Below are 12,713 nucleotides of genomic sequence, written 5' to 3'. Positions count from 1 at the left end.
TTGTGATTGGTATACTTTATTCAATTGATAGGACGAAAGGAGACGTCAGATGGGAGAAAAGGAATTACGTCGTTCAATGTCGGTATTTCCAATTGGTACAGTTATGAAACTAACAGACTTGACTGCTCGACAAATCAGGTATTATGAAGAACAGGAATTTGTTCATCCTGAGCGCAGTGAAGGAAATCGCCGCATGTATTCATTGAATGATATCGATATTCTATTAGAAATCAAGGATTATCTTTCAGAAGGATTGAATATGGCTGGCATCAAACGGGTCTATGAAATGGCACAGGCGAAAAAACAAGAAGAAAAAAGTAAAAAACCGCTGACCGATCACGACGTTCGTCAAATTTTTCGTGATGAGATATTAGCTCAAGGTGGGTTAGCCAAAACAGGACATTATCAGTCACAAGGCTTGCAACAACGTCAATACTTTGACTGAATGAAATAAAAAAAAGAAAGAGGGATACCATGGTAAAGAAACAAATCACAGGCGAAGAAATTAAACGAATCATTGAGGATGAGAACGTACGCTTTTTACGTTTGATGTTTACAGATATATTAGGAACAATCAAAAATGTTGAAGTTCCAGTGAGTCAAATCGACAAAGTACTTGAGAATAAAATGATGTTTGATGGTTCTTCGATTGAAGGATTTGTCAGAATCGAAGAAAGTGATATGTACTTGTATCCTGATCTTTCTACTTGGATGATTTTCCCATGGGAAAGCGACCACGGCAAAGTGGCGCGCCTGATTTGTGATATTTATAATCCAGATGGTACTCCATTTGCTGGTGACCCTCGTGGCAATCTGAAACGTTCATTAAATGACATGAAAAAACTTGGCTTTACCTCATTCAATTTAGGGCCTGAACCAGAATTCTTCTTGTTCAAATTAGATGAAGATGGTGGCATCACAACGACGTTGAATGACAAAGGTGGTTACTTCGATTTTGCACCAACGGATCTAGGCGAAAATTGCCGTCGAGATATCGTATTGGAATTAGAAAGCTTAGGCTTTGAAGTGGAAGCTTCTCATCATGAAGTGGCTCCTGGACAGCATGAGATCGACTTTAAATATGCAGATGTCGTTGATGCTTGTGACAATATCCAAACGTTTAAATTAGTCGTGAAAACCATCGCTCGTAAACATGGCTTGCATGCGACTTTCATGCCAAAACCATTATTCGGGATCAATGGTTCTGGAATGCACTGCAATATGTCTTTATTCAATGAAGATGGAAATGCCTTTTATGATAAAGACGGAGATTTAGAATTAAGTCAAACTGCGTATCATTTCTTAGGTGGCTTATTGAAACATGCCCGCGCGTATACGGCAGTCTGCAATCCAACGGTCAACTCTTATAAACGTTTAGTTCCAGGCTACGAAGCCCCTGTTTACGTAGCATGGAGTGGACGTAATCGTTCGCCGTTGGTACGTGTACCGGAATCTCGTGGTTTATCCACTCGTTTAGAATTACGTTCTGTCGATCCAGCAGCGAATCCATACCTAGCAATGGCTGTTTTATTACAAGCAGGTTTAGATGGTATCCGTAATGAATTGACACCACCACCGGCTGTTGATCGTAACATCTACGTGATGAACGAAGAAGAACGTGAAGAAGCGCAAATCCAAGATCTTCCATCAACAATCCACAATGCCATCAAAGAATTGCGCAAAGACAAAGTGATGATCGATGCGTTAGGCAATCATATCTTTGCAAACTTTGTGGAGGCAAAACGTCTGGAATGGGCTGCCTTTAGACAAACCGTTTCTGAATGGGAAAGAGAACAATATTTAGAGCTTTACTAATAAAATCCCGTTAAATCAATGAAAAGTATAGAAGAGGTCGGGACAGAAGTGTTCAGCCTCGAGAAATAAGGCGTCATCCGCGAAAATTGTTTTTCAAATTTTTGTGGATGGCGCCTTATTTCTGAAGAGGTTACTTCTGTTCCCGCCGTTTATTCGGTTTTAAGTGGTACAAGAGGACTAATGTCCTAGACAATTTTTTCTTCATCACTGGAGTGTGAATTTTTTGGTCTTGTGACTCGCTTGTAGTGGATATGGAAAAAACTTTCCCATTACTTGCTTTGATATGGTATGGGAAGGAGAAAAAAGCGGCCCATCCGAACGAAATTTTTTTCTATAAATCGATTATTTGATCGCTTATGAGATTTTTTGTTCCAACGATTTCGATATATAGTAATATTTTCTTCCACTATTTTTATTGCGTTTCATACGACTTAATGTATTGACGTCAGTGAAAGTACTTTTATCCATCCAGTAGATATAAACGTAATTGAATACTTGACTTTCGTTTAGATAGCTTGTAATATACACCTTGGGCACCCTTTTAGAGGGTCAGAAGTTTACAGAAATCAACGCTCCCTATTCTTTAGAAGGATAGGGAGCCTTATTTATTTTCTTAGACTTTTCCTGCAGATAAAACAAGAAGGAGTTTTTGAACATATGACAAAATACATTTTTGTGACAGGCGGCGTGGTTTCATCGATTGGTAAAGGGATCGTAGCAGCATCTTTAGGCCGTTTGTTGAAAAATCGTGGATTGAAAGTAACGATCCAAAAATTTGATCCATACATCAACGTGGACCCCGGAACAATGAGTCCATACCAACACGGAGAAGTTTTCGTTACAGATGATGGAGCAGAAACGGATTTGGACTTAGGCCACTACGAACGTTTTATTGACATCAACTTGAACAAATACTCCAATGTGACGACAGGAAAAATTTATTCAGAAGTCTTACGTAAAGAACGTAAAGGGGAGTACTTAGGCGCAACTGTCCAAGTAATTCCGCATATTACGAATGAAATCAAAGAAAAAATCATGCGTGCAGCTAAAATGACTGACTCAGATATCATTATCACAGAGGTCGGCGGCACAGTTGGAGATATCGAATCACTGCCATTCTTAGAAGCGTTGCGTCAAATGAAAGCTGATGTTGGTTCTGACAACGTGATGTATATCCATACAACGTTGATTCCTTATCTAAAAGCGGCTGGTGAAATGAAAACTAAACCAACACAACATAGCGTGAAAGAGTTACGTGGATTAGGTATCCAACCAAATATCTTAGTCGTGCGCACAGAGCAACCTGTATCTCAAGATGTCAAAAATAAATTGGCACAATTTTGTGACGTTGAACCAGAAGCAGTGATTGAATCACCAGACGTAGATACACTATATTCAATCCCGTTATTATTGCAATCACAAGGAATGGATCGGATCGTTTGTGATCATTTGAAGCTTTCAACACCAGAAGCAGATATGACAGAATGGAAAGCATTAGAAAATCGTGTCTTGAACTTGAAGAAAAAAGTTCGTATTGCTTTAGTAGGGAAATATGTTGAATTACCTGATGCGTATATCTCAGTTGTGGAAGCATTGAAACATTCAGGTTTTGCATTTGATGCGGATATCGAATTGGATTGGGTCAAAGCACATGAATTGACGAGTGAAAATGTGGACGAACGATTGAAAGAGGCAGATGGGATCTTAGTACCAGGTGGTTTTGGTGATCGAGGAATCGAAGGAAAAATCGAAGCCATTCGTTATGCTCGTGAAAATGATGTCCCATTCTTAGGGATTTGTTTAGGGATGCAAATGGCTTGTGTTGAATTTGCACGGAATGTCGTAGGGTTAGAAGATGCTGCTTCAGCGGAAACAATCCCAGAAACAACAAACAACATCATCGACTTGATGGCAGATCAAGAGAACGTGGAAAATCTTGGTGGAACATTACGTTTAGGGCTTTACCCATGTAAAGTCAAAAAAGGCACAACTACTGCTACAGCTTATGATGGGGCAGAAGTTGTTCAAGAACGTCACCGTCATCGCTATGAATTCAACAACAAATACCGTCAACAATTTGAAGCGCATGGTTTAGTCTTTTCAGGTGTATCTCCAGACAATCGTTTAGTTGAGATTGTTGAGATTACCGAGAAGAAATTCTTTGTTGGATGTCAATTCCATCCAGAATTGATTTCACGTCCGAACCGTCCACAGAAATTGATCAAAGCATTTGTTGGTGCTTCGTTAACGGAATGCGAATCAAAATAAAAAATACTAGGAAATTGATCCGTCAAAATCAGCGGATGTCAAATTATTAGAATTGTTATTAATAAATATTTTAAATGTTTATAGAGAGCCTTTTACCTAAGATATTTCGGTGGATTTTATTTATTTAATGAAAAAAGCGTCTTGAAAATTTTCATTTTTATTGATTTTAGTAGAAAACTAGTGAAATGTTTGGTAAAATAGGTTCGTTGGTTAAGGATCATCTTAACAAATTTAGTTTTCACAAAATTTAGGAGGAATTTATTATGCCAGTAGTATCAGGAGCTGAATTTCTACAAGCTGCTCGTAAAGGCGGTTATGCTGTCGGCGGGTTCAACACAAACAACTTAGAATGGACTCAAGCGATCTTAGAAGCAGCTGAAGCTAAAAAAGCACCAGTACTTATCCAAACTTCAATGGGTGCAGCTAAATACATGGGTGGTTACAAAGTATGTAAAGATATGATCACTAATTTAGTTGAATCAATGAACATCACTGTTCCAGTGGCAATCCATTTAGACCACGGTGACTACGATGCTGCATTAGAATGTATCGAAGTTGGCTATACTTCAGTTATGTTCGATGGTTCTCATTTACCATTCGAAGAAAACTTGAAATTAGCTAGAGACGTTGTTGAAAAAGCTCACGCTAAAGGAATCTCAGTTGAGTGTGAAGTTGGTTCAATTGGTGGAGAAGAAGATGGAATCATCGGATCAGGCGAATTAGCAGACATCGAAGAATGTAAACAAATGGTAGCAACAGGTATTGACTACTTAGCATGTGGTATTGGTAACATCCACGGTCAATATCCAGAAAACTGGAGCGGATTAGCATTTGATCACTTACAAGCAATTGCTGATGCTGTAGGTTCAGATGTACCTTTAGTATTACACGGCGGATCTGGTATTCCTCAAGATCAAATCGAAAAAGCTATCTCAATGGGTATTTCTAAAGTAAATGTGAACACTGAATTCCAATTATCATTTGCTGCAGCAACTCGTGAATATATCGAAGCTGGTAAAGACCGCGAAGGTAAAGGATTTGACCCTCGTAAATTATTAGCACCAGGTAAAGCAGCAATCGTTAAAGATGCTGAGTCTCATATCGACTGGTTCGGTTCTGCTAACAAAGCATAATCGATAAAAGTTAGATCGAACGAGATAACTGATAGAAGAGAACAATGTGCCAATCCGGCGATTGTTCTCTTTTTTTATTTAAATAAAAGGAACGATACTCGTTTCTTCGTTTCATCTATGATAAAATACAAGCATATGTATAAAATTTGAGGAATAAACAAGGTGGGGAACAAATGAAAAAAATAATCATTGAAGGAAATCGTCCATTGACTGGTGAAGTAACGATCAGTGGTGCTAAAAATAGTGCAGTTGCCTTGATACCAGCAGCGATTTTAGCAGATTCTCCTGTGATCTTGGAAGGTGTACCTGATATTCAAGATGTTCATTCATTGATAGAAATTTTAGAAATCATGGGCGCAACTGTCCGTTTTGAAAACAATGTATTAGAAATCGATCCACGTGGTGTCGTTTCAGTACCGATGCCAAGTGGGAAGATCAATAGCTTGCGTGCTTCTTACTATTTTATGGGCACCTTATTAGCTAAATTTGGCGAAGCAGTTGTTGGTCTACCAGGCGGCTGTTACCTTGGTCCGCGTCCAATCGACCTTCATATCAAAGGATTTGAAGCGCTAGGAGCAAAGGTCACAAATGAACATGGTGCGATGTACCTACGAACAGAAAACAAAACGCTGAATGGAAATCGTGTGTTTATGGATGTGATTTCTGTTGGTGCAACAATCAATATCATGTTAGCAGCAGTGAAAGCAAAAGGACAGACGACGATCGAAAATGCGGCGCGTGAACCTGAAATCATTGATGTTGCGACATTATTGAACAATATGGGTGCCAAGATCCGTGGGGCAGGTACTGATGTTATCCGTATTGAAGGAGTAGAAGCACTTCATGGCTGCCGTCATTTCATGATTCCTGATCGTATCGAAGCAGGGACTTATTTAGCTGTAGCTGCTGCCGCAGGAAATGGCGTAAAAATCAAGAATGTGATCTATGAGCATCTTGAAAGTTTTATTGCTAAACTTCAAGAAATCGGTGTGAGCATGAAAATCAGTGAAGACGAGATCGAAGTCTATCCTTCAAAGAATTTAAAAGCCGCGAATGTGATGACTTATCCGTATCCAGGTTTTGCCACAGACTTACAACAACCGTTGACACCGTTATTATTGATGACTACAGGAACAGCTGAGATCGTGGACACGATCTATTCGAAGCGAGTAAATCATGTTCCTGAATTAGCACGAATGGGTGCTGATATTTCGGTAGAAGGGAATATGATCATCCTGAATGGTCCGAATAAACTCCATGGTGCTGAAGTTGTTGCTTCAGATCTACGCGCAGGGGCTTGTTTAGTGATTGCAGGATTAATGGCAGAAGGCACGACCACGATTTATAATGTCGAATATATATTGCGTGGCTATGATCATATCATCGAGAAATTAACAGCAATCGGAGCAGGTATCAAAATGGTGGAGGAAGTGGAAGCCGAATGAGCGATTATTTGACAATGGCCGAACTGGAAAACAAAACACTAAAAGATGTTTACAGTTATGCAAAAGAATTTAAGATTCCTTATTACAGTAAGATGAACAAAAAGGAATTATCCCTAGCTGTTATTCGAGCTCAAGCTGAAAAACAAGGCTTTTACTATATGGAGGGGATTTTAGATATCGTTGGACAAGACGGCTATGGTTTTTTGCGTCCGATCAACTATGGTCCAAGTGTCGAAGATATTTATATCTCTGCCTCCCAAATTCGTCGCTTCAGTTTAAGAAACGGTGACAAAGTAGCTGGTAAAGCAAGACCGCCTAAAGAATCAGAACGTTATTACGGATTGATGCACGTTGAAAGTGTCAATGGGAGAGATCCGGAAGATGCGAAAGAGCGCCCGCATTTCCCAGCATTGACGCCACTCTATCCGGAGAAGCAACTTCGTTTAGAAACGACACCTCAACAAATCGCAACACGTATGATCGATATTTTCGCGCCGATTGGCTTTGGCCAACGTGGTTTGATCGTTGCACCGCCAAAAGCAGGAAAAACATCCATCTTAAAAGAAATCGCTAATGGGATCACTGAAAATCATCCAGAAGTGGAGTTGATCGTTCTATTGATCGACGAAAGACCTGAAGAAGTAACCGATCTTGAACGTAGTGTCAAAGGCGATGTGGTTTCTTCCACATTTGATCTGCAACCACAAAACCACACGCGGGTTTCTGAATTGGTTTTAGAGCGTGCTATGCGTTTAGTTGAAGATAAACGGGATGTCGTCATCTTGATGGACAGTATCACTCGCTTAGCTCGTGCTTATAATCTAGTGGTACCACCAAGTGGTCGTACATTGAGCGGAGGGATCGATCCTGCTGCATTGTACAAACCGAAAAAATTCTTTGGCGCTGCCAGAAATATTGAAGAAGGCGGTAGCTTAACGATTTTGGCTACGGCATTAGTTGATACAGGGAGTCGGATGGATGATGTCATCTACGAAGAATTCAAAGGAACGGGGAACTTAGAATTACAACTATCTCGTGAACTATCAGAGCGACGTATTTTCCCTGCCATCGACATCAAAAAATCAGGTACTCGTAAAGAAGAGTTATTGATGGATAGTGATCAGCTCGAAGAAATCTGGAAACTCCGTAAGCATATGATTGGCGACTCATTAGAATATACGGAACAATTGATTCGTTTCTTGCGAAAAACTAAAAATAACCAACAATTTTTTAAAGATTTCCAAGATGTTTCTTTTGGCAAAAAAAATCCCACAAGAAATTTAAAAAGATAATTGCAAGCTTATAGGAAACATGGTAAGATGTAAATGTTGTAAATCGACAAATCAACTCTGGTTCAGCAAATGAAGCAGGGCAAAGGAGCGAATAGCATGAAAGAAAATATCCATCCAGATTACCATCCAGTCGTATTTTTGGATTCTACAACTGGTTTCACATTCTTGTCAGGTTCAACAAAAACTTCACAAGAAACAGTTGAATGGGAAGACGGTAATACATACCCAGTCATCCGTGTCGAAGTAACTTCTGACTCACATCCATTCTACACTGGACGTCAAAAATTCACACAAGCAGACGGACGTGTGGACCGTTTCAACAAAAAATACGGTCTCAAAGACGAAAACGCTGCGGAATAATCAAACCATTGAGCAATCAAAGGTGTACAGACTACACACTATGTGTAGTCTGTTTTTTTGTCTAAAGGATTACACTGGGAAACTTTGACCTATTGTTAATTATGAACGCTTCCTGTAAGATTTTATTTGAAATAATTGTTTGCACCGAATGTTAAAAATGGTAGGAAAAACAATGACGAAAAAACATTCAAAGAATATTTAAAAAGAAATACTGTATGAGTTCTAAAGCAAGATCCTGCGCTTTATCAAATCATCCTGACAGTGTCTAAAATACCTATATCAGAACTTGTATGTGGGTGCGGGATGTATTGTGCAATCCGTTTGAAATCGGCTGTATGATCAAGCAGTGTCTGGGTATTGAAATAATAAGTTACAATAAGTCAGTTATACTAGAATGAAAAAACAGTAATAAAAAACAGCACCTACTTCTTTCTTTAAGGTAAGTAGGTGCTGTTTTTATGAAATAAAAGAAGTAGACTCAAACTTACTTTAAGTATCTCTCAAATTAGTTAGATAGTGGTGTCTCTCTTGGTGTTTCAGTTTCTAAAGCCTGTTCTTTTGCTAATTCATTTTTATCATAAATCTTAACAAATGGATAGTACATGAAAACGGAAAGAATGATCAATAAAATGTTCAATACAGCTGCACGCCAGTCACCACCTGTAGCTAAGTAAGCGCCAATAGGACCAGGGAGCGTCCATGGTGCGGTGATGGTAACCGCACTGACTAAGCCTAGTTTAGTCGCAAACCAAGTGATGGTTGCGCAAACCATTGGAACAAAGATAAACGGAATGATCAGTGTTGGATTCAATACGATCGGTACGCCAAAGATAACTGGCTCGTTGATATTGAAAATAGAAGGAGTAATGATTGCCTTACCTAATTTTGAAGCATATTTTGATTTGGCTGTGAAGGCAAGCAGAATGGCTAAACCGATCGTACAACCTGCGCCACCAATCCAAACAAACCACTGATAAAAAGGTTCAGCTGCAATACTGGGTAAAGCCTGACCAGCTGCTGCTGCAGTTGTATTGGATTCTAAGATCTGCAACCATAAGGGGCGGGCAAGTGAACCAATGATGGATACGCCATGGATACCAAATGCCCAGAAAAAAGTGATTAGAAAAATCAGCAACAATACACTCGGCAACGTATCGGTTGCGCTGATCAAAGGGCTGACAATTTTTGAAACGGCAGTGTGCCAATCAAAGCCGATGTAATAGCTGATCGATGCCATGACTAAAATCACGATCAAGGTTGGAGTTAACGCTTCGAAAGAACGAGCAACCGCAGGAGGTACTTGCTCAGGCATTGTGATTTTAAATTTCGATTTATCCGTCAAACGATACACTTCGACTGCAAAAATTGAAGTAATGATTCCGACAAACATCCCACCACCGCCAAGATTGGCCATAGGCAAAACAAAACCAGAAGTGCCAGCAGCTTCCGCAGCCTCAAGGGGAATATTGACAGGGATAAAGGTCAATAAAAAAGCAATCGTAGCGAGTAAACCACCAGAAACAACATCTAGTTTATAGGTTTTGGCTAAACTGGCACCGATGCCAAATGTCGCATATAGAGACATGATATACATAGTCATGCGATAGGGTAATAAAATAGTTGCTGCATTTTCGGACAAGAACTGATAGATCCCCCAACTGGGTGGTAAGGGAGGAAACGCAATGATCAAGAAAAACGAACCGACGATAATTAGTGGCAATGTAGCGATGATCCCATCACGAATGGCACGTAAATGTCTTTGGTTGGCAATTGTAGCCATTGGACCTGCTAAATAACGCTCAATGATTTCTGTAAACTTTGTTAACATTTTGACACTCCTTTTTATCGATAGAATTTAGAAGATGATGCCTTGATACAACCATAAATAAGCGACAAACATGAGACAGACTGTAGCAATAAGAAATGTTCGGATATATCCTTTAGTAAAACCTGTATTAGTTGAAATAAAATAATGATTGCCAGTGATGACAGCAGCTACAGAGGGAGGAAGAAAGAGAAAGACCCCTAGTCGAACTTCCCAGTGTAACAAATAGAATAAATAGGGAATGAAGATACCACTTACGATACAAGCAAGAAGCAAGTAACAAGCCGATTTCAACCCAAAATGAATGATTGATGGAACTGTTTCTTTATTATTCATGGTGAGACCTCCTGATGTTTTTTTGAAACGCTTTCATAAATCAAGTATACATTTATGAAATTAAAAATCAATATATTTATCTATATTAAGTAATTTTATTTCTATACCTAATAAGTATGGATACGTGTGTAAGTATTTGATGAAAGAATCAAAAAACATGGATCAGATAAAGGGATTCCCTCATAGTCTGATCCATGTTTTGGTTTGTGTTCTGTTTTCGTTTAATTAAAAACTTCGGCCACCGCCGCCAAAGGTACCGCCACCACTCGAATGAGTCGTGCTGCCGCCACCACCGCTTCCTGGTGGTGGCGCTTTAGGGATATGACGAGTCGTGACAAAGGAGTTTGTTAAACGATCTGTTTTGTTCGTCAATTTGATACTTGCCTTTTCACGAAATGGGTATTTGTATGTCCCAGATTTCAATTGGTATCGTGAGGCGGTGATCATATAAAAAGCGATGCTTAAGATAGCTGCCAAAGCCACCGCAATCACTATTTCGACGGTAGTCAAAACTTTATACCGAGTGATTTTACCTGTGGCTTCATCTATACGATAATGACCGCCAGGCACTCCTTCATCTACATAAGTAGAAGCTTTGGTCAAATAGGCTTGGGCTGCTGCATAATAGTTTGCATTCGTCATCTGATCATAGACATCATCTAAAATCGAATCGATCCGGCGATCCGTCAAATAGTCGATCATATTTCCAGAAGTAGAGATATAAATTTCTCGTTGGCCCATATCTAATAGTAAAACAGAGCCATTTTGATCGTTTCCGATTGCGTTTCTCAAATAGTTATCAGCAAAGTCTCTAGGCTCTTCAGAGTTAGACTCAGTAGTCACGATAAAAACTTGCCCTTTGATCTTTTCGTTGATTTCTTGTGCCTGTTGGTTCAATGTTACGATTTGGTCGCTTGTAAATAGACCCGCTTCATCATTGACCGTTGGGGTAGCAGCATCTACGAACGGTGCCCAAAGTAAACTAACAGCGAATAAAAAGAAAAGATACAGGTTATGTTTCTGCTTGGTCATATCAAGTACCCTCCAATCATAAAGAGGATGGCTAAAACGGCGAATATGCTAAAAGAGGTCAAAGCTAGTTTTTTATGGCTGATTGGTAACACACCGCTGACCTTACCCGTTTGTCCATTCATAGCATAGTAGTAGACTTTTTTATTGGAGTCATTACTACGGTAAGTTACAAGCCAAACAGGCAATAAGACATATTCATTTTTTTGACCGGTGATTTCAGTAGAAGTTCGTACCCCGGTTAAAGTAGTGTAGCCATTTGCAGTGTCACGCAACAATTTTTCCGAATAGTCACGTAGCTCATTTTGGATATCTGCTTTGAGCGCTTGGTACTCAATATCACGTTTTTCTGCTTGGAATCCAGCAAGATATTGACTTTTGAATCCGATAGCTTTAGCTAAAGGAAATGGCTGGACAGCTTCTACCATCTTTTGTTGGGTGTTTTTTGACAAGGCATTTTTAACTAATTCTTTAAATGAAAGTTTCCCTTCCCGCTGTACAGCATATTGTTTTGTTTCGGTATATTCGATATCGCCGACTCGCCAGATTCTGATAACTGTTCCATTGGCTTGCAAGGAACCGTCCAGTTCGGCATCGGTCGCCCAATAAGGAAAATAAACGCCAGTTAATTTGTCGATTTGCTCCTGATTGAAAAATGCTTTTGGTACAAACCATTTTTTCTTCGTCCATGCGAGAAACTGTTTAATTGCTTCTTCTTTTTCTACAGCAAAAGGCAGGACTTTATTTGGTAAGAAGTCACCACTTAGTCGTCCGGATAGCACGACTGGATTATGACAGTAGTAACAATAGGTAGCAGCTGTAGTGGCTTCTGTGACGATTTCTGCACCGCAGTTTGGACATAAAAATAATTCGATGTTGCTTTGTTCGGCGGTAGACGTCTGTTCAGCTGTTGCCTCTGTGTCAGTCATTCCACCAGCATCAGCAAATGCTTGACGTTCTGTTTCATCCATTTGTTCGAGCTGTTCTTCTGCTGTAAAGGTGAAATCATCCGTTGCAACTGGTTGATCTTGAGTCCCATTGATGTCGCGGGCCGCTTTTTGTTCCTCTTCATATTGACTGACTTCTGCTTCTGTATAAACATTTAGGCAATAGTCACAATGAAATTTTTGATCTTTTGGATCGAAGGTCAATGGTCCGCCACAATTGGGGCATTTATGTGTTAAAGCATCCATTCAGGCACCCCTTTCAA

11 protein-coding genes are annotated in these 12,713 nt (G+C 39.7%); 7 read left to right on the top strand and 4 right to left on the bottom strand.

Features of this window, described 5'->3' with window-relative positions; all coding sequences use genetic code 11:
* Positions 1-49 precede the first annotated feature (49 nt).
* From P3R27_RS07795 to P3R27_RS07765, 7 genes are all read left to right on the top strand, one after another.
* On the top strand, positions 50-445 hold the full coding sequence (locus P3R27_RS07795; RefSeq protein WP_010736065.1) for a MerR family transcriptional regulator: 396 nt from the start codon (positions 50-52) through the stop codon (positions 443-445).
* A 29-nt stretch (positions 446-474) separates the two neighbouring features.
* Positions 475-1,815: a type I glutamate--ammonia ligase gene (gene glnA / locus P3R27_RS07790; protein WP_010736064.1), complete on the top strand. Its 1,341-nt coding sequence runs from the start codon at positions 475-477 to the stop codon at positions 1,813-1,815.
* A gap of 657 nt (positions 1,816-2,472) precedes the next feature.
* Positions 2,473-4,083, top strand: coding sequence for a CTP synthase (pyrG, locus tag P3R27_RS07785; protein ID WP_301356574.1), 1,611 nt, complete (start codon positions 2,473-2,475; stop codon positions 4,081-4,083).
* Positions 4,084-4,346: 263 nt separating this feature from the next.
* Positions 4,347-5,216, top strand: a complete 870-nt coding sequence (locus tag P3R27_RS07780; protein WP_034689093.1) for a class II fructose-bisphosphate aldolase — start codon at positions 4,347-4,349, stop codon at positions 5,214-5,216.
* A 173-nt stretch (positions 5,217-5,389) separates the two neighbouring features.
* Entirely contained in the window at positions 5,390-6,661 is a 1,272-nt protein-coding gene (gene murA / locus P3R27_RS07775; RefSeq protein WP_034689092.1) for a UDP-N-acetylglucosamine 1-carboxyvinyltransferase, read from the top strand.
* Positions 6,658-7,953, top strand: a complete 1,296-nt coding sequence (gene rho / locus P3R27_RS07770; RefSeq protein ID WP_034689091.1) for a transcription termination factor Rho — start codon at positions 6,658-6,660, stop codon at positions 7,951-7,953. Before murA ends, rho begins: the two co-directional genes overlap by 4 nt.
* A 96-nt stretch (positions 7,954-8,049) precedes the next feature.
* A complete protein-coding gene (locus P3R27_RS07765) occupies positions 8,050-8,313 on the top strand; it encodes a type B 50S ribosomal protein L31 (RefSeq protein ID WP_034689088.1) in 264 nt (87 codons plus the stop codon).
* Positions 8,314-8,818: 505 nt separating this feature from the next.
* On the opposite strand, the gene P3R27_RS07760 is transcribed toward P3R27_RS07765, so the two are convergent.
* The 4 genes from P3R27_RS07760 to P3R27_RS07745 form a co-directional block, all read right to left on the bottom strand.
* Entirely contained in the window at positions 8,819-10,141 is a 1,323-nt protein-coding gene (locus tag P3R27_RS07760; protein ID WP_284592286.1) for a PTS sugar transporter subunit IIC, read from the bottom strand.
* 27 nt (positions 10,142-10,168) lie between these two features.
* Entirely contained in the window at positions 10,169-10,474 is a 306-nt protein-coding gene (locus tag P3R27_RS07755) for a hypothetical protein (protein ID WP_034689086.1), read from the bottom strand.
* Between the two features lie 225 nt (positions 10,475-10,699).
* Positions 10,700-11,506: a TPM domain-containing protein gene (locus P3R27_RS07750; RefSeq protein ID WP_034689085.1), complete on the bottom strand. Its 807-nt coding sequence runs from the start codon at positions 11,504-11,506 to the stop codon at positions 10,700-10,702.
* The gene (locus tag P3R27_RS07745) at positions 11,503-12,696 is read right to left on the bottom strand and encodes a TFIIB-type zinc ribbon-containing protein (RefSeq protein WP_034689083.1); all 1,194 of its coding nucleotides are present in this window, start codon (positions 12,694-12,696) and stop codon (positions 11,503-11,505) included. The genes P3R27_RS07750 and P3R27_RS07745 overlap by 4 nt, the downstream gene beginning before the upstream one ends.
* Positions 12,697-12,713 lie beyond the last annotated feature (17 nt).

Source organism: Enterococcus spodopteracolus, from assembly GCF_030441955.1.
GTDB lineage: Bacteria > Bacillota > Bacilli > Lactobacillales > Enterococcaceae > Enterococcus_B > Enterococcus_B spodopteracolus.
The sequence above is the reverse complement of the archived record's forward strand: the minus strand, read 5'-3'. Positions and strand labels throughout refer to the sequence as shown.

Bases quoted from the DNA above. Each gene is read 5' to 3' on its own strand.
- P3R27_RS07795 (WP_010736065.1), top strand. From the start codon at position 50: ATGGGAGAAAAGGAATTACGTCGTTCAATGTCGGTATTTCCAATTGGT.
- glnA (WP_010736064.1), top strand. From the start codon at position 475: ATGGTAAAGAAACAAATCACAGGCGAAGAAATTAAACGAATCATTGAG.
- pyrG (WP_301356574.1), top strand. From the start codon at position 2,473: ATGACAAAATACATTTTTGTGACAGGCGGCGTGGTTTCATCGATTGGT.
- P3R27_RS07780 (WP_034689093.1), top strand. From the start codon at position 4,347: ATGCCAGTAGTATCAGGAGCTGAATTTCTACAAGCTGCTCGTAAAGGC.
- murA (WP_034689092.1), top strand. From the start codon at position 5,390: ATGAAAAAAATAATCATTGAAGGAAATCGTCCATTGACTGGTGAAGTA.
- rho (WP_034689091.1), top strand. From the start codon at position 6,658: ATGAGCGATTATTTGACAATGGCCGAACTGGAAAACAAAACACTAAAA.
- P3R27_RS07765 (WP_034689088.1), top strand. From the start codon at position 8,050: ATGAAAGAAAATATCCATCCAGATTACCATCCAGTCGTATTTTTGGAT.
- P3R27_RS07760 (WP_284592286.1), bottom strand. From the start codon at position 10,141: ATGTTAACAAAGTTTACAGAAATCATTGAGCGTTATTTAGCAGGTCCA.
- P3R27_RS07755 (WP_034689086.1), bottom strand. From the start codon at position 10,474: ATGAATAATAAAGAAACAGTTCCATCAATCATTCATTTTGGGTTGAAA.
- P3R27_RS07750 (WP_034689085.1), bottom strand. From the start codon at position 11,506: ATGACCAAGCAGAAACATAACCTGTATCTTTTCTTTTTATTCGCTGTT.
- P3R27_RS07745 (WP_034689083.1), bottom strand. From the start codon at position 12,696: ATGGATGCTTTAACACATAAATGCCCCAATTGTGGCGGACCATTGACC.